Raw genomic sequence first — 22,141 nt, forward strand, 5'->3', positions numbered from 1 at the left:
GTTGTGAGGGTTCTAGTCGTATTGCCCGAAGCGGCTCGGGGTGGTGATGGTTTCCCGCAGGTACTGGTAACGCGGGATGTTTTCCTTGAGGGTCCTGAGCGGACTCGAACCCAGGCGCGTGAAGCCGACGAATTCAAGCTGGAACAGGATCTTCGAGTTCGTCGAATTGGAACTGGTCTGCAGCCGCTCCAGCACGATGCGGCCGAGCCAGCAACCCGCATCGTACTCAAACCCGAGGACCGAATCGACGAGCTTGCGGTCGTACATGCTGTAGTTGAGCCGGCCCACGCTGTACCAGCGGCCTTCGCCCAGACCTGCTCCCGGGCCGAGATCCTTGCCCTTGTCGCCCCACAGGTCGTTGATCGGCCATTGCCAGCCGACGTCGATCTGCTCGCTCAGGCCGCGTTGGTACCGGTAGGCGGCGCTGATCACCCGGTAGTTGCCCGGGCTCCAGCGCCCGCTGATCGAGGCGCGCTCGGAACGGTTGGTCTTCTGGTTGTACTGCACCGTGCCGTCGAAGGTCCAGCGCGGGTCCCAGTTGATGGAGGCCCCGGCCAGGAAGTCGCTGATGCGGTCCGTCACCACGGGCTGGCCGGGCAGCACGACGCGCTGGTCCTTGAAACGCAGGCGCTGGGCCACGCCCACGTTGAGGAGTTCGGCGCCCGTGTCGGGCTCGAACAAACGCGAGTTCACGCCCAGCGTGAGCAGGTTGTTGTCGGCGATGCGGTCGTTGCCCGAAAACGAATTCTCGGTATAGATGGTCGCCAGGTTGAAGTCGTTCTGCGCCGTGTCGTAGATCGGCAGCGCGCTCTGGTCGCGGTACGGCGTGTTCACGTAGAACGCGCGCGGCTCCAGGGTCTGGCGCAGGGCGCGCCCGAAGAAGTTGGCATCGCGCTCGAAGATCAGCCCGCTGTCCAGGCTGAAGGTCGGCACCGTGCGGTTGGCGCTGGTGGCGGCGTTGGCCGCCAGCGGCGCGTCGAACTGGTAGTTGGTGGTGTTGAGCATCACCTTGGGCGTGACGAACCAGCCCGGCCGCACCCAGGGCCGGCTGATCTGGCCCAGCGCATAGCTGCGTTTCGCATTGGGCTGCAGCGTCAGGCTGCGGTCGGCGCGGAAATCGGAGTAGTCGCCGTCCAGCGAGAAATCGAATCCGCCCACGTTGTAGCGCGCGTAACGGGCCTGAGCCTGCGGCATGCGGTCGTACGGCGGCACGATCGGCGCCGTCACGTCCTGCAGCGTCTGGTACTTGAGCGCCCGAATGCTCGTCGAAAAATTGCCCTTGCCCCAGGACAGCCCCGCCTCGCTGGTCAGCAGCCGCTGGGTCAGCGAGGTGCCTTCGCGGCCGAAATCGCTCCAGTAGTTGTCATCGCTGACGCGGTTCAGGTTGAGGTTCAGCCCCAGCGCGCCGATCGGCGCCAGACCGGTCTGGATCGTGCCCGAATGCAGCAGGCCGTAGCTCCAGCGCGAGCGGTCGCGCAGCGAATCGGTAGGCATGTAGTCGAGGCGGACCTGGCCTCTGTACGAGGGCTCGAGGTAGCGGAACTCACCGCCGAGATCGACACCGCGGCGGGCCATCACCGTGGGGAAGAAGGTCGCGTCGCGGTTCGGCGCGATGTTCCAGTAGTAGGGCACGGTGAGTTCGGCGCCGTTGACGCTGTCCACCGCGATGGTCGGCGGCAGGAAACCCGACTTGCGCTTGTTGGACAGCGGAAAGCTCATCTCCGGCAGCGCCAGGATCGGCACGTCCTGGAAGCGCAGCACACCGCCTTCGGCAATGCCGACCTCTTCGTCGTTGTCGATGCGCAGCGTGGTCGCGCGCAGGATCCAGGCCGGCATCCAGCTCGGGCCGCCCTCGCGCCGGCAGGTGCTGTAGGTGGCGTTGTGCATCACCATGCGCTTGTCGTCGATGAAGTCGGCCCGGTCCGCATTGCCGTAGGCGCCGTTGGCGAGGAACTGGTAGCTCGGCTTCTGGAAAAACCCCTCGAAGGCCTCGACCTTGAGTTCCAGCGTTTCACCTTCATAGATGTTGCCGGCCTGGTTGATGTGCACGTTGCCGCGCGCCTTGGCCAGATCGTCCGGCTGGTAGTACTCCATGCGGTCGGCCTTGATGACGAGGTCGCCCTTGCGCATCACCGCATTGCCCTCGATGACCGTGTCCAGATCCGGCCGGCCGGTGGTGCTGTCACCCGAGAAAAAGATCGGCACCTGGTCGCGCGCGGTGCGCGGGAGCTGCTCCTGCAGTTGCGCCGAGGGCTTGAGCACCAGGCCGTCGTCCGTCTGCGCGTGTACGCCGACCGCTGGCAGCCATGCGCACACCGCCGCGGCGACCATGGCAACGGGAGTCAGGACAAAACGGCCGCGGCTCGGAGGGCGGGGGAGACGCAGGCGGTCAGGCATCGGGGCGGGCATCGGTCAGGTGGATCGAAGGGTTCAACGGTTCTGGCGGTCCATCGGGGCGGCACGGCACCGTCCGCAGGAACCGGATTTGTAGAATGGATTATCCATGAGCCCTATTACTCCCTCCCCAAGTCAGGCAACCGCCGCCGATACGGCCACCGATCCAGTGCCTTCGCCGGCGGCCGGCGGCCCTGTCGCCTGGGCCGATGCGGCACGCGAGGCCGCGTTCGGGGCCTGGCTGGCCGCGACCGCGCCCGCTTTCCAGCTCCGGGTGCCATCCCTGCGCAGCGCCTCGGCCGATGCGAGTTTTCGCCGCTACTTCCGCATCGACGCCGCCCAGGGCAGTTGCATCGTCATGGACGCGCCGCCGGCCAAGGAAAACAGCGAACCCTTCGTGCGCATCGCACGGTTGATGGCCGACGCCGGCCTGCGCGTGCCCGAGGTGCTGGCCTGGGACGAGGCCAACGGGTTCATGCTGCTCAGCGACCTCGGTGCGAAAACCATGATGGAGGTCATCGATCCCGAGGTGCCGCAGGCCAGCCACGCCATGTACATGGCGGCGGTGGACACGCTGATCCGCCTGCAAGTCGCCTCCAGGCCCGGCGTGCTGCCACCCTACGACGAGGCGCTGCTGCGGCGCGAACTGGCGCTGTTTCCCGACTGGTACCTTGTCCAGCACAAAGGCGTGGTGCTGGACGCCGCGCAAACGGCCACGCTGAACACGGCCTTCGACAAGATCGTCGCCCACAACCTGGCCGCTCCCAGCGTCTACGTGCACCGCGACTACATGCCCCGGAACCTGATGCTCGCCGACCAGGGCCTGGGCGTGCTCGACTTCCAGGACGCCGTCTACGGCCCGATCACCTACGACATCGCGAGCCTGATGCGCGACGCCTTCCTGAGCTGGGAAGAGAACTTCGTGCTCGACATCACCATCCGTTATTGGGAGCGCGCGCGCAAGGCCGGCCTGCCGGTGGGCGACGACTTCGGCGAGTTCTACCGCGGCGTCGAATGGATGGGCCTGCAGCGCCACCTGAAGGTGGCCGGCATCTTCGCCCGACTGACCCTGCGCGACGGCAAACCCCGTTACCTGGCCGATACCCCCCGCTTCATCGCCTATATCCGCGCCACGACGGGCCGCTACAACGAATTGCGCCCGCTGATGCGCCTGATCGACGACATCGAAGGCACGACGCCGGTGACCGGCTTCGCCTACGGCCGGATGTGAACCAAATCAGCCGCTGACGCAGATGGATGCTGCGCCAGTAGCTTCCAAAAACATAGCAAAATGCCCCGTTTCCATTGCGCCGCGCCGCTGGCCACCGGCACACGCGTCGAACTGCCACCCGGCCCGGCGCGCCACGTGCAGGTGCTGCGCATGCAACCCGGCCAGACGCTGACCCTGTTCGGCGACGACGCCGCGGGTGGCAGCTTCGAGGCCAGCATCGAAAGCATGGGCCGCAGCGACGTGGTGGTGCGCATCGGCGCCTACCAGCCCGACGATCCCCGCGCGGCCCAGCGCCCGGTGCACCTGGCCCTGGGCATGCCGGCCAACGACCGCATGGACTGGCTCGTCGAGAAGGCCACCGAACTCGGCATGGCCAGCCTGCAGCCGCTGATCACCGAACGCAGCGTGCTGCGCCTGGCCGGCGAGCGCGCGGAAAAGAAGATCGCCCATTGGCGGGGCGTGGCCGTGGCCGCCTGCGAACAGTCGGGCCGCAACCACGTCCCCCAGGTGTTCGAAGTCAAGAGCCTGGCCGAATGGCTGCGCGGCCTGCCGCCCGCCCAGGGACAGGCGCGTGGCCTGCTGTCGCTGCGCCCCGGGACACGGCAGCTGTCGTCGTTCGAGGGCGACGACGGCGCCGTCCAGTTCCTGAGCGGGCCCGAAGGCGGCCTCAGCCCTGCGGAAGAGGACGCCGCCATTGCCTGCGGCTTCACGCCGGTGACCCTGGGGCCGCGCACCCTGCGCGCCGAAACCGCGCCGCTGGCGGTGCTGGCCCGCCTGCTGTGCTGAAACCGCTGGTCACAATGAGGCGAAGTGGTTGACAATGATCGGTCAACGCGATTTTTGTACACGCGTTGCATGCTGCCCGCACAGCGGATTTTTGCCACCACCAAAGGAAACACCATGGGCTTACTCGATTCCGTACTCGGCGCCGTCCTGAACAACGGCCAACAGCAACCGTCACAGCCGGGCGAGGCGGGTGGCCTGGGCGGCTTGCTCGGCGTGCTCGCCAGCAATCCGCAACTGCTGCAGGTGATCACCGGCATGTTGAGCAATGGCAGCGCCCAGGGCGGGCTGGGCGGCCTGGTGGAAAAATTCCAGCAGGCCGGCATGGGCGACGTGATCGGCTCCTGGATCGGTGCGGGCCACAACCAACCGATTTCCGGCGATCAGCTCGGCCAGGTGCTGGGTTCGGACACCTTGTCCAACATCGCGTCCCAACTCGGCGTGCAGCCGAATGAAGCCGCCAGCCAGCTGTCGCACGTGCTGCCCGGCCTGATCGACAAGCTCACGCCGCAGGGCCAAGCCCCTGCGCAGGGCCTGGGCAACGAAGGCGATCTGTTCGGCATGCTCGGCGGGCTGCTGCAGCAGAAATAGCAGGGTGGGCGCCGTGCGCATGGCGCCCTGAGACGCGGTGGCCGGTTGCTCAGCCGCTGTTGGCCAGCGCCGCGTCGATCGCATCGCGCAGATGGGCCAGGCCCATCGACACGTCGACGAACACGCCGTTCACATAGAAGGTGGGCGTGGCGCGCACACGCAACTGCTCGGCCACGGCGATCTGTTCCTGCACACGCTGCAGGTAGACGTGGTCGCGCATTTCGTTCTCGAAGCGGACGACGTCCAGGCCGAGATCCCTGGCATGGCCGAGGAAATGGCCGGCGTCCAGATGGCGCTGGTGCTCGAACAGCAGATCGTGCATGGGCCAGAACTTGCCTTGCGCACCAGCGGCCTCGGCCGCCTCTGCGGCCAGTTCCGCATGCGGATGCACTTCCCGCAACGGGAAATGGCGAAAGACGAAGGCCACCCGGTCGTGGAAATGCTCGCGCAAAATCTTCACCGCCGCATGGGCCTGGCCGCAGGACGGACATTCGAAGTCGCCATATTCGACAAGACTGACCCGCGCGTCGGGCGAGCCCAGCACGTGGTCGGTGGCGCGGTCGATGGCGAGCAGGGGATTGGGGGCTGGCTTGGACATGCTGGCATTGTGACGCGGCCCGGTCTTTTTGACAGCCGGGCCACAATTTCTTACCCCGCTTGCCCTAGGCTGCGGTATCGCGGCCCATGGGAAAACGCCGGTCGAGCCATTGCCGCAGCAGGGCGAACACCGGCTCGCTGTCGAGCTCGTTGAAGAGATCGTGGTACAGGCCCTCGAAACAATGGGCCGTGACGATGCGCGGCGGCGCGGCGCTGGCGAAGGCGCGGCTGCCATCGGGTGGCACGAGTTTGTCGCCGCCCGCATACAGCAGCAGGGTCGGCACCGCCCAGGTCGCCGCGCGCGCGAGCAGGATCGGCCCGCTGTCGGTGATGAAGCGCGCCATGCGCGCGGACATGCGGTTGTGGCAGTACCGGTCGGCGCGGTAAGCCTGCACCACGGCCGGGTCGTGCGACAGGAAGGCCGGGTCGAGCCCGTTGTGCAGCCGCAGATGCGGCGCGATGGCGGGCACGGTGGCCAGGGCCAGCCGCTGCACCGCGTTCAGGCCGTGGTCCAGCCCCGGGGAAGACAGCACCAATCCTTCGATCGGGCGTCGCCCCATGGCGGCGAAGCGCGCGGCCACCAGCGCCCCCAGGCTGTGGCCGAGCACCACCAGCGGCATGCCGCGCGGCATGCGGGCGCGGGTGCTCTCGAGCACGTCATCGAGATCGTCGATCAGCCGCGTGGCGCTGGGCAGCCGCCCACGGGACCCGCCGGATTCGCCGTGGCCGTATTGGTCGTAGCCGCGCACGGCGAAACCCCAGGCATTGAGCCGCTGGGCGACGTGGTCGTAACGCGCGGCGTGTTCACCCAGGCCGTGCACCAGCACGACCACGCCACGCATCGGCCGGTCTTCGCCCAGCGGCCAGTCTTGCACCGCCAGGTTTTCGCCGTCGCCGGCGGTGAAGGTGGACAGCGTGGATTCGACGTTCATCCGGATGCCGTCGTCGGAACGTGATTTCAGGAGCCGCTGGCACCGCCCTGGCCGAAGCGCGAAATCACCTGCGCCACCGCGGCGGTGAGCTTCTTCGCATACGGCACGTGCAGGAATTCATTCGGGCCATGGGCATTGCTCTTGGGGCCGAGCACGCCGCAGACCATCATCTGGGCCTTCGGGAATCCTTGCGACAACATGTTCATCAGCGGGATCGTGCCGCCCTGGCCGATGTAGCCGCAAGGTGCGCCGAAGTGCGCGGAGGAGGCCTCGTTCAGCGCCTGTTCGAACCAGGGTGCGGTGCTCGGCGCGTTCCAGCCGGTGGCCGCGCCTTCGGGGTGGAAGGTGACCTTGGCCTGGTAGGGCGCGTTGTCCTCGAGCAGGGCCTTGAGCTTTTGCACGGCCTCGGGCGCATCCACCAGGGGCGGCAGGCGCAGCGACAGCTTGAACGCGGTGTAGGGGCGCAGGACGTTGCCGGCGTTCTTGAGCTCGGGGAAGCCATCGGCGCCGGTCACGCTCAGCGTGGGACTCCAGGTGCGGTTGAGCAGCGCCTGAACCGGCTCGGTGGTGGTGGGCAGCGCAAAGGCGGTGGCGCCGTCGCAATCGTAGTGCGCCCATGGAAACCGCTTGTAGATTTCGTCGCCCAGGATGGCGGCCGTGGCGCGCGCCTGGGCCAGCCGGTCGGCCGGCACCTCGCAGTGGAAGCTGGCCGGCAGCAGGCGGCCGGTGGCGCTGTCTTCCAGCCGGTCGAGCACCTGGCGCATGATGCGAAAACTCGACGGCACCAGGCCGCTGGCGTCACCGGAATGCACGCCTTCGGTCAACACCTCGACCTTGAGCACACCGCTGGCCATGCCGCGCAGGCTGCTGGTGAGCCAGAGCTGGTCGTAGTTGCCCGCGCCCGAATCCAGGCAGATCACCAGCGCCACCTCGCCCAGGCGCGGCCGCAGCGCGTCCACGTAGGGCAGCAGGTCGTAGGAGCCGCTTTCCTCGCAGGTCTCGATCAGGCCGACGATGCGCGGATGCGGTGCGTTCTGCGCCTTCAGCGCCTGGATCGCGGTGATGCTGGCGTAGACCGCATAACCGTCGTCTGCGCCGCCGCGGCCGAACAGCTTGCCGTCCTCGTACTTCGGCGTCCATGGGCCGAGGTCGTTGCGCCAACCGTTGAACTCGGGCTGCTTGTCGAGGTGGCCGTACATCAGCACCGTCTCCACCGTCTGCGTGCCGCTGGCCGCGACTTCGAAGAACAACACCGGCGTACGGCCTTCCAGGCGCACGATCTCGAGCTTCAGGCCTTCGACCTTCTGCGACTCCACCCAGGCCGCGGCATTGCGCATCACCGTTTCCAGGTAGCCATGGGCCGCCCATTCCTTGTCGAAGGACGGCGATTTGGCGGGAATCTCGATGTACCTGGTGAGCTCGGGTACGAGCGTTTCGTCCCAGGCGCGGCTGACCTGGGACAAGGCTTCGGTCGCGTTCAACACGGCGGCGGGGACACGGGCGTTCATGGTGGGCTCCTGCAGGTTGGGTTGGGTTTTCCAGGCCGGAAACCGTATGCCTTATTGCACCACAAGCCCGCCCCGCCGTGCCATTCGCCGGGGCTTCGGTAACGCGGTGTTACTTCAACCGGGGATGGGCGTTGGCCGGCGGTGGAGCGATCCGAGCGGTCGGGTCCGCGGCGTGGCCGAGATGGAACACCTTCACCGCCTCCGACAGCCGCTCGGCCTGCTCCTTCAGGCTCTCCGAGGCGGCGGCAAACTCCTCGACCAGGGCCGCGTTCTGCTGCGTCATCTGGTCCAGCTGGGTGACGGCGGTGTTGACCTGCGCGATGCCCTGCGACTGCTCGGAGGCGGCCGCCGTGATCTCCGCCAGCATCGCGCCGACCCGCTGCACCGAGGCGACGATCTCGTCCATGGTGCTGCCAGCCTGGCGCACCAGGCGCTCGCCGTTGTCCACCTTCTCCACCGAGCTGCCGATCAGCGCCTTGATCTCACGCGCGGCCGTGGCCGAGCGCTGCGCCAGGCTGCGCACTTCGCTCGCCACCACCGCAAAACCCCGGCCCTGTTCGCCGGCGCGCGCGGCTTCGACCGCGGCATTGAGCGCCAGGATATTGGTCTGGAAGGCGATGCCGTCGATCACGCCGATGATGTCGCCGATGCGCCGCGAACTGTCGTTGATGTCGCTCATCGTCGCCACCACCTGCCCGACGACCTCGCCGCCGCGCGCGGCCACCTCGGAAGCCGAAGCCGCCAGCCGGTTGGCCTGCTGCGAGGCATCGGCCGACTGGCGCACGGTGCTGGTGAGCTGCTCCATGCTGGCCGCCGTCTGCTGCAGGCTGCTGGCCGTCTGCTCGGTGCGTGCCGAGAGGTCCTGTGCGCCGCCCGCGATTTCGGCGCTGGCCGCATGGATGCGCTGCGCCGACGATTGCACCTGGCGCAGGGTGTCGAGGTAGCGCCGCCGCATGCCCTCGACCTCGCGCACCAGGGTGCCGATCTCGTCCGTGCGGTCGCTGTGGAAGGCCTGGGTCAGGTCGCCCTGCCCGACCGCTGTCACGGCCGTGGTCAGGCCCGCCAGCGGCTGGCTCACCATCCGGCGGATCGTCAGGTACAGGCCGAGGCCCAGCAATGCGGTGGCCAAGGCCAGCAAGCCCCAGATCACCCGCATGGCCTCGCGTGGCGCGCGCATGGCCTCGGCGTCCGACACCTCGGCCACCACCCACCATTTGCTCGCCTGTGCCTTGCGCAGCAGCGACCATTCGTCGTCAGCCGGCGGGCCGACGAGGTTGGGCGCGGCCTCGGCGTAACCGTCGGGCGCGGCGGCCAGTGCGGCGAGGAATTTCTCGGCCTGCGGGAAAGCCTCGAGGACCTTCTTGCCCTTGGCCTGCGGATGCACCAGGAACACCGCCTCCGACAGGCCCGAGCGCGGGTCGACCACATACAGGCCGCCGGTCTCGAAGAAGCGCACTTCGGCCACCTGCTTGGCCACGGACGCATCGAAAGCCGAGACATCGGTGCCGACGAACAGGATGCCGACCACCTGCCCGGCCGCATCCAGCGCCGGTTCGTAATGGGTCATGTAGGGTTTGCCGAACAGCACGGCGCGGCCGGTGTAGGTCTGGCCGGCGAGCATCAAGGCGTAGGCCGGATGCGCGCGGTCGAGCAGCGTGCCCATGGCGCGTTCGCCGTCCTGCTTCTTCAGCGACGTGGTGACGCGCAGGAAATCGTCGCCCTTGCGCGCGAACACCGTGGCCACGCTGCCCGTGTCCCGGGTGAACTTGTCGACGGTGCTGAAATCGTTGTTGATGGGCTTGCCGCCGCTCAGGAGTTCGCCGCTGGACGGCTCCAGCACCAGCTTCGCATCGAAATACGCCTTGAATCCGCCGAAGGCCCGCAACAGGATGTCGCGGCTCATCTGGTCGGCCGAATCCACCACGGTCACGATGCTCTGCACCTTGTCGGCGACATTGCGGCGCACGTCGGCGCGCGCGTTGCGTTCTTCGATGACGCTGAGGGCCATGCTGATGGCGAACAGGACGATGGCCAGCAGCGCGATGGCGCGCCATGCAAGCTGGCGGGCGACGGAGCGGGAGCCGGTCGAGGTGGGTTTCATGGCTTCCTTCCAGGTTGAATCGTGGGCGGTGCAAGACGCCGCACGGCGCAGTGAGCGCGCATGCTATACGGCCGTACCGTCCTGACCAGAAGCAATTCCTGCGCCGGCCCGCCCTGGCTACAGACCGTAGGCGACCCGCGCCGTTGCGCCGAAGACCTGCTCCCGCGCCTCGGGCGGCACCAGCGCCTGCGCCAGCCCGAACCACTCGGCGTAGCCGCCGGCGAGTTCCAGCACCGGCCAATCGCTGCCCCAGAGTGTGCGCGCGGGCCCGAAACATTCGAGCACGAAGCCGGCATGGCGCCGCAGTGCCTGTCCGCTCGCGCCGGGACCGGCCTCGTTCCACAGGCCCGAAAGCTTGCAGAAGGCCGAGGTGTCGCCGGCCAGCCGACGCAGGCCTTCGGCCCAGTCGTCCCACTGGCCCGCGGCGATGTCGGGCTTGGCGCCATGGTCGATCACGATGCGCAGGTCGGGATGGCGCATGGCCAGCGCGAGGATGCGCGGCAGGTGCACCGGCTTGACCAGCGCGTCGAAGACGAGGCCGGCCGCCGCCATGGCGTGCAGCGCCGGCTGCACGCCCGGCTGTAGGATCCAGTCGGGGTCGGCGATGTCCTGCAGCATCGGCCGCAGGCCCTTGAGCTTGGGCCGGCGCGCCAGCATCTCGATACGCCGCGGCGCATCGGCCGCGAGCATGTCGACCCAGCCCACGACACCGAGCACGTCGGGCGCCGCATCGGCCTGCTCGAGCAGGAAGGCCGTCTCTGCCTCGGTCGGCGCGGCCTGGACCACGATGCCGGCGCGGAAGCCGCAGGGCCGGCTCACGGCGCGCCAGTCGTCGAACGCCACGTCGCGGTAGATCGGTGCGAGTGCCGGTGTGAGCCAGCCGTAGTCGGCGCGCGCGAGTCGCCAGATGTGGAAATGCGCGTCGATCATGGCAGCGGCGCCTCGGCAGGCATCAGCGCTTCGTCGCGCAGGGCTTGCCAGAAGGCCGGCGCAATGGCGTGGCCCATCATCGTCACCGCGTCCTGCCAGTGCGCGATGGTCTGCGGACCGGCCATGACGATCTCCACCGCGGGATGCGCCAACGGAAACCGCAGCGCCGCGGCACGCAGCGGAACCTGAAAGCGATCACAAACGGCCTCGATCGCAGCGGTGCGGGCGATCCACGCCTCCGGCGCCGGCCCATAGTTGAAGCGCACCGGATGCCCGGCCGTCACGCCTTTCACACCCGTGGCGAGGATGCCGGAATTGAACACGCCGCCCAATGCGATGCGCACACCGCGCTGCTCGCACAGCGGCAGCAACGCCGGCAGGGCCGCGTGGTCGAGCAGGCTGTAACGACCGGCGAGCAGCAGGCAGTCCAGCTCGGCTTCATGCAACACGTCGAGACAGACCTGTACGTCGTTCACCCCGAGGCCGATGTGGCGCACCAGGCCTTCGGCCCGCATGCGCCGCAACTCGGGCAGCGCTTCGGTGATCACCTGGCGCAGCACCTGCGGATAGGCATCGCCATGGCAGGCAGCGTCGCAGTCGTGCACATAGGCCACGTCCAGCCGCGCCAGGCCAAGCCGCTGCAGGCTGTCTTCCACGCTGCGGCGCACGCCGGCGGCGGAATAGTCCCAGCGCTGGTTGAAAGGCAACACCTCGATGTAACTGTTCTGCGCGCGCGCGGCGTGCGCATCGGGCACGAGCACGCGGCCGACCTTGGTGGACAACACGAAACTCTCGCGCGGCACGCCGCGCAGCGCATGGCCAAAACGGTGCTCGCTCAGTCCGTTGCCGTAATGCGGTGCGGTGTCGAAGGTGCGGCAGCCGGCCTGCAGCGCGGCGCTGATCACGGCTTCGGCGGCTTCGTCCGAGATGGCGGTGAACAGGTTGCCGAGCGCGGCGCCGCCGAGGCCGAGCGGCAGGCCATTCGCCATCGGCGGGTAGATGTTGGCTGCCGCGCAGGGCGGCGGGCCGGAAACAGTGGGCGTCGTGGTGGAGGCAGGGGTTTTCACGGATAGGCGATCGTTTGCGTTGACCTATAGTAGAACTAACATGTCAGTGCGTCTACAGTAGATTCCCTGAAATCGCCAGAAGCTCGCCACCCCCGTCGATCCATTCATTTCCAGCTCACGTCACCGTGCTCAAAGGCCTGTCTCCCCTGCTGTCTCCCGATCTGCTGCACGTGCTCGCCTCGATGGGCCATGGCGACGAGATCGTGCTGGCCGACGCATTCTTCCCCGCGGCCACCCATGCCAAGCGCCTGGTGCGGCTGCCCGGTGTGGCGGCGAACGATGTACTCAATGCCGTGTTGTCCGTGTTCCCGCTCGACGACTTCGTGCCGCATGCCGCGTTCACCATGCAGGTGGTGGGCGACGCGACCGCCGTTCCGCCGGCCGTGGCCGATTTCACCGCCACGCTGCGGCGCCATGGCGGTGATGCGCCGGCCACCCTCGAACGCTTCGCCTTCTACGAACGTGCGGCCCAGGCCTTCGCCATCGTGGCCACCGGCGAAACGCGGACCTACGGCAACATCCTGCTGAAGAAAGGCGTGGCCGCACCATGAACGCACGCGCATCCAACCCGGCGATGGCGCCGGCCCGCGCCGCGCCGCGCAAGAGCGCTGCCAAGCCGGTGGCCAAGTCGGTGGCCAACCGCACGCTGGCCGCCGTGCCTTCGGGCGCATCGAGCCAGCGAGCGCGCGCCTACCAGGGCTTCACCCAGCAGATCCTGAGCGGCAGCATCCGCCCCGGCCAGTTCGTGTCGCAACGCGAACTCATGACGCTGCTCGACATGCCGCTCGGTGCGGTGCGCGAGATGATCCCGCGCCTGGAAGCCGGCGGCCTCGTCAAGACCGTGCCCCAGCGCGGCCTGCAGATCGCGCATGTGGACCTGAAGCTGATCCGCAACGCCTTCCAGCTGCGCGCCATGATCGAGCGCGAGGCGGTGCGGCTGTTCGTGCGCAGCGTGAGCGCGACCGAACTCGACGAGATCGAGGCCGCGCACCACGACATCCTGAACCGCGCGCGCCGCGCCGGCGTGGACCGGCCCGACGCCGACCTGCTCGACGACGCGCAGTCCGTCGATTGGGGTCTGCACGACCGCATGGTCGACGCCATGGGCAATGAAATCCTCTCCGAGATCTACCGCGTGAACAGCCTGCGCGTGCGGCTCATCACGCTGGAGCAGACGGTGATCACCCCCGCACGGCTGATCCCGGCCATGGAAGAGCACCTGGTCTTCATCTCGGCCCTGAAGCGGCGCGACGAGGCCGCCGCCATCGCCGGGCTCGAAGAACACATGGAAAGCGCGCGTAGCCGTGTGCTCAGCACCTCGCCCGACGTGCTGCGCAGCGACTGGCCTGCCGCCACCGCAGCGCCCGCCGCACCCCGCAAAACCACCCCCTCGAACACCACCAGGAGACACCCTTGACCCATGCCATCGAAGGCCTTTGGCCCGCATTGCTGATGCCGTTCCAACCGGACGGCCAGCTCGACCTTCCCCGCACCATCGCCCACGCCAAACGCATGATGGCCGCGGGCAGCGACGGCGTCACGCTGTTCGGCACCACGGGCGAAGGCCTGGCCTTCAGTGTGGCCGAGCGCAAGCGGGTGCTCGAAGCGGTGCTGGCCGCCGGCATCACGCCCGACCAGGTCATCACCACCACCACGGCCTGCGCGCTCGAGGAGGCCATCGACCTCGGCCGCCACGCGATCGCGCTCGGCGTGAAGCGCCAGCTCTACATGCCGCCGTTCTTCTTCAACCATCCGCGCGATGCGGGTGTGGTCGAATGCGTGAGCCAGGTCATCCAGGGCATCGGCAACGACAGCCTGCAGATGCTGCTCTACCACTTTCCGTCGCTGGCCAACGTGGGCTTCTCGCACACGGCCATCGCCGAGCTGGTGCGCCGCCATCCGAAACAGGTGATCGGCGTGAAGGACAGCTCGGGCGACCTCGAACATTCGCTCGGTCTGGTGAAGGCTTTCCCCGCGTTGTCGATCTTCGTCGGCTCCGAGCCGCACATCGCGCCGGTGATGCGTGCTGGCGGCTCGGGTTCGGTCAACGGCATGGCGAACGTGGCACCACACCTGCTGCGCCGCATCATCTCTTCGCCGCAGACCGTGTCCAAGGCCGACGAACAACTGGTGCTCGACCTGCTGCGCCTGATGACCGTGCTGCCCGGCATGCCTTTCGTCAGCGCCTACAAGGTCGGCCTGGCCGAGCAGATGGGCGACGACGTCTGGCTCAACGTGCGTGCACCGCTGACCAAACTCGAGCCCGAAGAAGAAAAAGCCGTGCGCGAGGTGTACCGCGCGACGAATCAGAGCTTCGACACCATCTAAATCAACACCAGGAGACAAGCCATGAAGAACCAGATCAACCGCCGCACCGTCCTGCAGGCGAGCGCGGGCGCCACGGCCCTGTCGGCCGTGCCCACCGTGTTCGGCCAGGCGGGCTTCGACTGGAAGCGCTACAGCGGCCAGACCATCGAAGTCCATCTGATCAAGAGCCCGCGCGGCGAGCTGCTGCAGAAGCACCAGAAGGAATTCGAGGACATGACCGGCATCAAGGTCGGTGCCGAGCAGGTGCCCGAGCAGCAGTCGCGCCAGAAGACGGTGATCGAGTTCAACTCGGGCAAGACCAGCTTCGACGTGGTGCACCTGAGCTACCACGTGCAGAAGAGCCAGTTCGCCAAGGGCAAGTGGATGGAGGATCTGCGCCCGCTGATCGCCTCGGGTGCGCCCGCGGATTTCGACGTGAAGGATTTTTCGGCTGGCGGCATGTTCTACGCCACGCAGGCCGACGGCCGCATCGACAGCCTGCCATTCAACCTGGACCCGTGGATCCTGTACTGGAACAAGGAACTGTTCGCCGCCAAGGGCGTGGCCTATCCGAAGAACTTCGCCGAAATCATGGCCGCGGCCAAGAAGCTGCACGACCCGGCCACCGGCGTGGTCGGCTTCGTGGGACGCGGGCTGAAGAACGCCAACGTGCCGCTGTGGACCGGTTTCTTCCTCGGCTATGGCGGCCAGTTCTTCGATGCCAACGGCAAGCTCGCCACGGAGACACCGGAGGCCATCGCCTCGGCCACGATGTACCGTGACCTGCTGAAGAACACCGGCCCGGCCGGCGTGGCGGGCTACAACTGGAACGAAGCCCAAAGCCTGTTCCTGCAAGGCAAGGCGGCGATGTGGATCGACGGCTCGGGCTTCGCGCCACCGCTGGAAGATGCCTCCAAGTCCAAGGTCAAGGGCAAGGTCGGCTACGGCGTGATGCCGCCCGGTCCGAAGGCCCAGGTGTCGGCCACCTTCGGCGATGGCATCGGCGTCTCGGCCTATACGAACAAGAAGGGCCCGGCCTGGTACTACATCATGTGGGCCACGGGCAAGGCCATGCAGGCGCGCATGCTGGCCACGGGCTCGGGGGCGCCTGTGCGTCTGTCGGCCTATTCCAACGCCGAAGCCATCGCCAACCTGACGGTGCCGCCGGAATGGCTGACGGCCGTGGCCGAATCGCTGAAGATCGCCCGGCCCGGCCTGCCGATCATCGAGCCCGTGACCGAGTTCCGCGACACCTATGGCATCGCACTGAACAACATGTTGACCGGCAACGACGTGGGTGCCGAGCTGAAGAAGGCCACCACGGAATTCGCGCCGGTGCTGGCCAAGGCCAGCTGATGGTTTAGCGGCCGGCGGCTGCGGTCGCCGGCTTTTTCTGTCTGATTCGACCAACGCACGCCGCCTTCGGGCGGACGGGATACCCCTGCATGCGGAAAATTTCGCCTTTCATCTGGTTCATCGTGCCGGCCGTGATCGTCATCGTCGCGGTGATCGTCTTCCCCTGGCTGTTCACGCTGTGGATGAGCCTGTTCGACTGGAAGATCGGCTCCGTGCCGCGCTTCGCCGGCCTCTCCAACTATGCCGAGCTGGCCACCAACACCCGGTTTCTCGAATCCATCGCGCACACGCTGATCTTTACCGCGCTGGCCGTGGCCGCGCCGCTGGTGCTGGGCACCGCCGCGGCCCTGGTGTTCCACCAGGAATTCCCGATGCGCGGCTTCCTGCGCGGTGCCTTCGTGTTGCCGATGATGGCCACGCCGGTGGCGATCGCGCTGGTGTGGGTGATGATGTTCCACCCGCAGCAGGGCGTGCTCAACTACCTGTTGTCGCTGGTGGGCATCGGCCCGAGCGAATGGGTGTATTCGCCGCGCCTGGCCATCGCCTGCCTGGTGCTGGTCGACATCTGGCAGTGGACGCCGCTGGTGATGCTGATCGTGCTCGGCGGCATGGCCTCGTTGCCGGCCGACCCTTTCGAAGCCGCGCTGATGGAAGGCGCCAGCCGCTGGCAGACCTTCCGCTACGTCACGCTGCCGATGTTGCTGCCCTTCATCCTGGTGGCCGGCGTGGTGCGCATGATCGACGCGCTCAAGACCTTCGACACCATCTACGTGATCACCCAAGGTGGCCCCGGCACCGCGTCGGAAACCATCAACATCTACCTCTACCTGCAGGCGTTCTCGTTCTACCAGATCGGCAAGTCATCGGCCGTTGTCGTGGTGTTCTTCGTACTGGTGGTGGCGCTGTCGATGCTGCTGTTCTGGCTGCGCGAGCGTTCCAAATACTACGAGTGAAGCAGGCTGAACCATCATGAAAAAAACACTCGACAAACTGCTGCTCGGCGTCTGCGTCATCCTGCTGGTGTCGCCGGCCATCAGCTTCTTCCTGTGGATGCTGTCCCTCGCTTTCAAGAACGAGGTGGACAACCTGGCCTATCCGCCGGTATTCATCCCGAGCCCGCCGACCTTCGCCAACTTCGTGAAGGTGTTCGACAGCGGCCCGTTCTTCAAGTACCTCTTGAACAGCATCGTGGTCTCGGGCCTGGCGACGGGTATCGCGCTGTTGATCGGCGTGCCCGCGGGCTACGGCATCGCGCGGCTCAAGGCCAAGAAGCTGCTGATGGTGATCATGATCGCGCGCATGACACCGGCCATCAGCTTCCTGATCCCGCTGTTCACGCTGTTCCAGGCGCTGGGCCTGACCGGCACGCTGGCGCCGGTGATCATCACCCACCTGGTGATCACGGTGCCGATCACGGTCTACATCGTCTCCGGCTATTTCGAGACGCTGCCGCACGAACTGGAAGAAGCCGCGGTGGTCGACGGCTGCTCGCCCTGGCAGCGCTTCAAGCACATCGCGCTGCCGCTGGCCCGGCCCGGCATCACCGTGGCGGCGATCCTGGCCTTCATCTTCTCGTGGAACAACTTCATCTTCGGCGCGGTGCTGGCCGGGCGCGAGACGCGCACGCTGCCGGTGGCCATCTACAACGTGCTGACCTTCGAGCAGATCGCCTGGGGGCCGCTGGCGGCCGCGGCGCTGCTGGTCACGCTGCCGGTGTTGCTGCTGACGCTGGTGATTCAAAAAGAGATCGTCGGTGGCTTGACCGCCGGCGGCGTCAAGGGCGGCTGATCGCCTCCGTGTCTTCCTAGAAATTCAAGAGTTCCCCAAATGGCATCAGTCACCCTTTCCGGCATCGAGAAAAACTTCGGCGACACCCGCGTCATCAAGGGCGTGGACATCGCCATCGGCGACGGCGAGTTCGCCGTCTTCGTCGGCCCGAGCGGCTGCGGCAAGTCCACGCTGCTGCGCATGATCGCCGGGCTCGACGACCCGGCCGCCGGCACCATCCGCATCGGCGAGCGCACCGTCAACGGCCTGCCACCGAAGGAGCGCGGCGTGTCCATGGTGTTCCAGACCTACGCCCTGTACCCGCACATGACGGTCAAGGACAACATGGGCTTCGGCCTGATGATCGCCGGCACCGACCAGAGCACCATCGGCAGCAAGGTCGCCGGCGCGGCCAAGATCCTCGGCCTGGACAAACTCCTCGACCGCCTGCCGCGCCAGCTCTCCGGCGGCCAGCGCCAGCGCGTGGCCATGGGCCGCGCCATGGTGCGTGACCCGCAGGTGTTCTTGTTCGACGAACCGCTGTCCAACCTCGACGCCAAGCTGCGCGTGCAGATGCGCACCGAGATCCGTGCGCTGCACCAGCGCCTGAAGACCACGTCGATCTACGTGACCCACGACCAGATCGAAGCCATGACCATGGCCGACCGCATCATCGTGCTGCGCGACGGCCTGGTCGAGCAGATCGGCACGCCGGCCCACCTGTACGACAACCCGTGCAACACCTTCGTCGCGACCTTCATCGGCTCACCGTCGATGAACCTGGTGCCGGGCCGCGTCCATGGCGCCACCGCGACGGCAGACGCGGGCGGCACGCTGGCGCTGACGGCCAATTTCGCTTCGCTCGGCGAGCGCCGCGTGGTACTTGGCCTGCGGCCCGAACACCTGCGTGTGCGCGAAGCTGGCGCGGCCAGCGGCATTCCCTGCACCGTCAAGGTGGTCGAATTCAGCGGCGCCGACACGCTGCTGACCTGCGATGCCCAGGGCCACATGGTGCAGGCGCTGGTGCACGACCGGCTGCTGGTGAAAACCGGTGATGCCGTCACCCTGGCCATCGAACCGCACCTGGTGCACGTGTTCGACGAAGCCACGCAGGCGCGTTTGTAAGCGCACCGGCGGCCGCTCCGGGGCCGGTGGATCGGGTCCGGAAAAACGCCAGCCTCACACGGCGCGAGCGGCCTGCGCCCGCGCCGTCAGGCTGCGCATCGCCCGGTAGGCGAACACCATCCCCGGTCCGATGGTGGAGCCGGGGCCGGGATAGGCGCCGCGCGTGACGGAAGCCATGTCGTTGCCGCAGGCGTAGAGCCCGGCGATCGGGCGGCCCATGGTGTCGAGCACGTTGGCCTGGGTGTCGACCTGGAGGCCGACGGTGGTGCCGATCGGCGCGGGCTTGACCCGCACGGCGAAGAACGGCCCGTGCGCGATCGCCGCCAGGCACGGGTTGGGCGCATGCGCCGCATCGCCGTAATGCCGGTTGTAGGCGTTGCTGCCCTTGCCGAAGGCGGTGTCGGTGCCGGTGTCCGCGGCCTGGTTGTGGCGCGCCACCGTGACCGCCAGCACGGCCGGCTCCACGCCGATGCGCCGTGCCAGCTGTTCCAGCGTGCGGCCCTTGATGAGGTAGCCTTCGCGTTCATAGGGCCCCAGGCGCTGCCAGATCGGCTTGATCATGCCCAGCCCGTAGGTGCGGATGAAGGCGCGGTCGCAGACGAACCAGGCCGGTGCGTCGGCGCTGCGCGCAGCTTCAGCCCACAGCGCCAGGGAAACGTCGTGGTACGAGGCCGACTCGTTCACGAAGCGGCGGCCTTCGGCGTTGATGGCGATCAACCCGGGCTTGGCGCGATCCCGGATGTGGGGGAACACGGACACGCTGCCATCCCCCACCTTGCGCAGCGAAGCCGGCATCCAGTAGGCGGGCGTCTGCATGTCGGCATCGACCGCGGCGCCGATGGCGCAGGCGGCGGTGAGCGCGTCGCCCACGTTGCCTTCGGCGGACAAGGCATGCTCGATCGGCAGCCCCGGCATGTAGCGCTGGCGCAGCGCGGCATTGCCGGCGAAGCCGCCGGTGGCCAGCACCACGCCGCGCCGCGCCCGCACGCGCAGCTCGCGGCCTTGATGCCGCACGACGGCGCCGGTAACGGTATCGCCTTCGCGCACCAGGCCCTGCAGCGAGGCCTCCACCTCGATGCCCACCTGCTTCTGCCGCAGGCTGTAGAGCAGGCGCGCCACCAGCGCGTTGCCCAGCACCAGGCGGGTGCCGCGCGGGTGGCTGAGCCGGTCGCGCAGGTAACGCGCCACCAGCGCCGCGCTGTGGATGAAGGCTTTGAAGGATGCGAGCGGCTTGAGCAGGGCCGCGATGTCGTCGCGCGAGACCATCATGCCGCCGAACACCATGAAGTCCTTGCGTGCGGGCTTGAGCAGCGCGAAGTCCGGGCCGAGCCGGCGGCCGTCGAAGGCCACGGTGCCCAGCGGCCGGCCGCCGATGGAGGCGCCCGGCTGGCTCTGGTGGTAGTCGGGATGCGGGTTCACGGCCTGGAAGCGCACCTCGCTGTGGCGCGCCAGGTAGTCGATGGCTTCCGGCCCGGTTTCGAGGTAGGCGCGCCGGTGCTCGGCCGAGGCGGCTTGTCCGGCCTCGGCGTTCCAGTAAGCGAGCGCGCGCTCGACGCTGTCCTCGATGCCGATGGCGCGGCTCTGGCGGCTGTTGGGCAGCCAGATCTCGCCGCCGGAGATGGCGGTGGTGCCGCCGAGTTGCGCCGCTTTCTCGCACAGCAGCACCTGCAGGCCCTCCTGCGCGGCGACGAGTGCGGCCGTCATACCGGCAGCGCCGCTGCCGAAGACGAGCACGTCGGTTTCCCGGTCCCAGCGGGGGAGCGTGGTGGCGGTCATGGCATCGCTTTCATGGGGATCTCTCATGCGTGGTCTTCGAGCACCATCGCCGCGGCCTTCTCGCCGATCATGCCGACGGCGGCCTGGATGTTGGCGCGGGTGATGGCCGGCATGACCGAGGCATCGGCCACGCGCAAGCCCTGCACCCCGCGCACGCGCAGGCGCGGGTCGAGCACGTCGTCCTCGCGGGGCCCCATGGCGCAGGTGCCTGCGGGGTGGTACAGGCCGAAGCCGTTGTGCCGCGCGTAGTCGACGATATCCTCGTCGCTGCGCACCTCGGGGCCGGGTTGCAACTCGGCACCGGCGAAGGGGCGTAGCGCCGCCGAGGCGAAGAGCGCGCGCGCCAGCCGCACCGCCTGGACGATCGTCCGCTGGTCGCGCCCGGTGGAGAACAGGTTGGACAGGATCCGGGGCGCCACCCGCGGGTCCGGGCTCTGCAGCCGCACCCAGCCACGGCCCTGCTGCTGCAGGTCTTCGATGACGATGCCGAAGGCGGAGAAGGGATCGATCATGCGGGCCTTGTTCAGGTCGCCCTGCACCATGGTCCAGAGCGAAAGCACGAGTTCGAGATCGGGCGCGGCCAGTTCGGGCCGGGAGCGCGCGAACAGCCCGGCGAGGATGCCCGGCGACGCCATATAGCCCGTGCGGGTGAAGACGTAGCGCGCTCCCATGGCCATGCGCCGCCAAAAGCTGCCGACCTGGTCGTTGAGCGTGATGGGCCGCGTGCAGCGCCAGGCCATGCGCAGGCCGAAGTGGTCCTGGTAGTTCTCGCCCACGCGGGCGCTGTCGTGCAGCACCGCGATGCCCAGCTCCTGCAGCAGCGCGCCCGGGCCGATGCCCGACAACTGCAGCAACTGCGGCGAATTGAAGGCGCCGCCACAGAGCACGACCTCACCCCGCGCGTGGGCCGTGCGCCGGCGGCCCTGCTGCTCGAAGACGACGCCGCTGGCGCGCCGCCCGTCGAACACCACGCGGTGCGCGAGCGCGCCGGTGAGCACCGTCAGGTTGCGCCGCTGTCGCGCGGGACGCAGGTAGGCCGAGGCCGGGCTCGAACGCCGGCCCTTGCGGATGGTGTACTGGAAGTAGCCCGCGCCTTCCTGGCTGGCGCCGTTGAAATCGGGATTGACCGCATGGCCCAGTTCGGCCGCGCCGGCGATGAAGGCGTCGGCCAGCGCATGCCGGTAGATCGGGCCGGAGACCGACAGCGGGCCGCCCACACCATGGAAGCGGTCGGCGCCGCGCGCCTGGTCCTCTGCGCGCATGAACCACGGCAGCACGTCCTCGTAGGCCCAGCCCGTGCAGCCGGCCCGCGCCCAGCCGTCGAAGTCGTCGCGGTGGCCGCGGGTGTAGATCAGGCCGTTGATGGCGCCGGAACCCCCGAGCACCTTGCCACGCGGCTGGAACATGCGCCGGCCGGCCAGCGCCGGCTCGGGCTCGCCCTGGTAGTTCCAGTTCAGCGCGCGGTTGTTGAAGACCTTGCCCGTGCCCAGCGGCACACCGATCCAGGGATTGCGGTCTTCGCCGCCGGCTTCGAGCAGCAGCACCGAGTGCCGGCCGGAGGCGCTGAGCCGGTTGGCCAGCACGCAACCCGCCGTGCCGGCGCCCACCACCACGAAGTCGAACGTTCCTGCATCGTCACCCGGATTGGTCGCCATGGTTCTCCTCTTGAGGCGGTC

At 68.0% G+C, this 22,141-nt stretch carries 19 protein-coding genes; 10 read left to right on the top strand and 9 right to left on the bottom strand.

Annotation, left to right across the window (positions count from 1 at the left end):
- Nucleotides 1-12 precede the first annotated feature (12 nt).
- Nucleotides 13-2,397: an LPS-assembly protein LptD gene (locus tag RD110_RS26565; protein ID WP_394329431.1), complete on the bottom strand. Its 2,385-nt coding sequence runs from the start codon at nt 2,395-2,397 to the stop codon at nt 13-15.
- A gap of 106 nt (nt 2,398-2,503) precedes the next feature.
- Between RD110_RS26565 and RD110_RS26570 the strand changes: the two genes are divergently transcribed.
- From RD110_RS26570 to RD110_RS26580, 3 genes are all read left to right on the top strand, one after another.
- Nucleotides 2,504-3,625 (top strand): aminoglycoside phosphotransferase family protein, encoded by a 1,122-nt coding sequence (locus tag RD110_RS26570; RefSeq protein WP_083686605.1) that lies wholly within the window; start codon nt 2,504-2,506, stop codon nt 3,623-3,625.
- A gap of 60 nt (nt 3,626-3,685) precedes the next feature.
- Entirely contained in the window at nt 3,686-4,411 is a 726-nt protein-coding gene (locus RD110_RS26575) for a 16S rRNA (uracil(1498)-N(3))-methyltransferase (protein WP_076203998.1), read from the top strand.
- A 114-nt stretch (nt 4,412-4,525) separates the two neighbouring features.
- Complete coding sequence (locus tag RD110_RS26580; RefSeq protein WP_076205767.1) at nt 4,526-4,999, top strand: YidB family protein; 474 nt, start codon at nt 4,526-4,528, stop codon at nt 4,997-4,999.
- Nucleotides 5,000-5,048: 49 nt separating this feature from the next.
- On the opposite strand, the gene RD110_RS26585 is transcribed toward RD110_RS26580, so the two are convergent.
- From RD110_RS26585 to RD110_RS26610, 6 genes are all read right to left on the bottom strand, one after another.
- Entirely contained in the window at nt 5,049-5,597 is a 549-nt protein-coding gene (locus RD110_RS26585; protein ID WP_076204001.1) for a DsbA family protein, read from the bottom strand.
- 64 nt (nt 5,598-5,661) lie between these two features.
- On the bottom strand, nt 5,662-6,528 hold the full coding sequence (locus RD110_RS26590) for an alpha/beta hydrolase (RefSeq protein WP_204250009.1): 867 nt from the start codon (nt 6,526-6,528) through the stop codon (nt 5,662-5,664).
- A 26-nt stretch (nt 6,529-6,554) separates the two neighbouring features.
- Nucleotides 6,555-8,036: a M20 family metallopeptidase gene (locus tag RD110_RS26595; protein ID WP_076204006.1), complete on the bottom strand. Its 1,482-nt coding sequence runs from the start codon at nt 8,034-8,036 to the stop codon at nt 6,555-6,557.
- A 109-nt stretch (nt 8,037-8,145) separates the two neighbouring features.
- Nucleotides 8,146-10,137, bottom strand: a complete 1,992-nt coding sequence (locus RD110_RS26600) for a methyl-accepting chemotaxis protein (RefSeq protein ID WP_076204009.1) — start codon at nt 10,135-10,137, stop codon at nt 8,146-8,148.
- A gap of 117 nt (nt 10,138-10,254) precedes the next feature.
- Complete coding sequence (locus RD110_RS26605) at nt 10,255-11,067, bottom strand: amidohydrolase family protein (protein ID WP_076204011.1); 813 nt, start codon at nt 11,065-11,067, stop codon at nt 10,255-10,257.
- Entirely contained in the window at nt 11,064-12,134 is a 1,071-nt protein-coding gene (locus RD110_RS26610; RefSeq protein ID WP_239467134.1) for an aldo/keto reductase, read from the bottom strand. Before RD110_RS26610 ends, RD110_RS26605 begins: the two co-directional genes overlap by 4 nt.
- Nucleotides 12,135-12,259: 125 nt before the next feature.
- On the opposite strand from RD110_RS26610, the gene RD110_RS26615 reads away from it, so the two are divergent.
- The 7 genes from RD110_RS26615 to RD110_RS26645 all read left to right on the top strand — a co-directional run bounded on the left by RD110_RS26615 (nt 12,260) and on the right by RD110_RS26645 (nt 18,689).
- Nucleotides 12,260-12,685 (top strand): RbsD/FucU family protein, encoded by a 426-nt coding sequence (locus RD110_RS26615; protein WP_076204015.1) that lies wholly within the window; start codon nt 12,260-12,262, stop codon nt 12,683-12,685.
- Nucleotides 12,682-13,551 carry a GntR family transcriptional regulator gene (locus tag RD110_RS26620; protein ID WP_239467135.1) on the top strand — a complete coding sequence of 290 codons (870 nt, stop codon included), beginning with the start codon at nt 12,682-12,684 and terminating at the stop codon, nt 13,549-13,551. Before RD110_RS26615 ends, RD110_RS26620 begins: the two co-directional genes overlap by 4 nt.
- Nucleotides 13,548-14,462: a dihydrodipicolinate synthase family protein gene (locus tag RD110_RS26625; RefSeq protein WP_157900336.1), complete on the top strand. Its 915-nt coding sequence runs from the start codon at nt 13,548-13,550 to the stop codon at nt 14,460-14,462. The genes RD110_RS26620 and RD110_RS26625 overlap by 4 nt, the downstream gene beginning before the upstream one ends.
- 21 nt (nt 14,463-14,483) lie before the next feature.
- Nucleotides 14,484-15,797: an ABC transporter substrate-binding protein gene (locus RD110_RS26630; protein ID WP_076204019.1), complete on the top strand. Its 1,314-nt coding sequence runs from the start codon at nt 14,484-14,486 to the stop codon at nt 15,795-15,797.
- Nucleotides 15,798-15,886: 89 nt separating this feature from the next.
- Nucleotides 15,887-16,750, top strand: a complete 864-nt coding sequence (locus tag RD110_RS26635) for a carbohydrate ABC transporter permease (RefSeq protein ID WP_076204021.1) — start codon at nt 15,887-15,889, stop codon at nt 16,748-16,750.
- A gap of 16 nt (nt 16,751-16,766) precedes the next feature.
- Nucleotides 16,767-17,585 (top strand): carbohydrate ABC transporter permease, encoded by an 819-nt coding sequence (locus tag RD110_RS26640; RefSeq protein ID WP_204250010.1) that lies wholly within the window; start codon nt 16,767-16,769, stop codon nt 17,583-17,585.
- A 39-nt stretch (nt 17,586-17,624) separates the two neighbouring features.
- On the top strand, nt 17,625-18,689 hold the full coding sequence (locus RD110_RS26645) for an ABC transporter ATP-binding protein (RefSeq protein ID WP_076204025.1): 1,065 nt from the start codon (nt 17,625-17,627) through the stop codon (nt 18,687-18,689).
- Between the two features lie 54 nt (nt 18,690-18,743).
- Here RD110_RS26645 and RD110_RS26650 read toward each other — a convergent pair whose 3' ends face one another.
- Together RD110_RS26650 and RD110_RS26655 are read right to left on the bottom strand one after the other, a co-directional pair.
- Nucleotides 18,744-20,492 carry an FAD-dependent oxidoreductase gene (locus RD110_RS26650; protein ID WP_204250011.1) on the bottom strand — a complete coding sequence of 583 codons (1,749 nt, stop codon included), beginning with the start codon at nt 20,490-20,492 and terminating at the stop codon, nt 18,744-18,746.
- Entirely contained in the window at nt 20,489-22,120 is a 1,632-nt protein-coding gene (locus RD110_RS26655) for a GMC family oxidoreductase (RefSeq protein ID WP_076204030.1), read from the bottom strand. The genes RD110_RS26650 and RD110_RS26655 overlap by 4 nt, the downstream gene beginning before the upstream one ends.
- Between the last annotated feature and the right edge of the window lie 21 nt (nt 22,121-22,141).

Origin of the sequence: Rhodoferax koreense (assembly GCF_001955695.1) — a bacterium.
Taxonomy (GTDB): Bacteria; Pseudomonadota; Gammaproteobacteria; order Burkholderiales; family Burkholderiaceae_C; genus Rhodoferax_B; species Rhodoferax_B koreensis.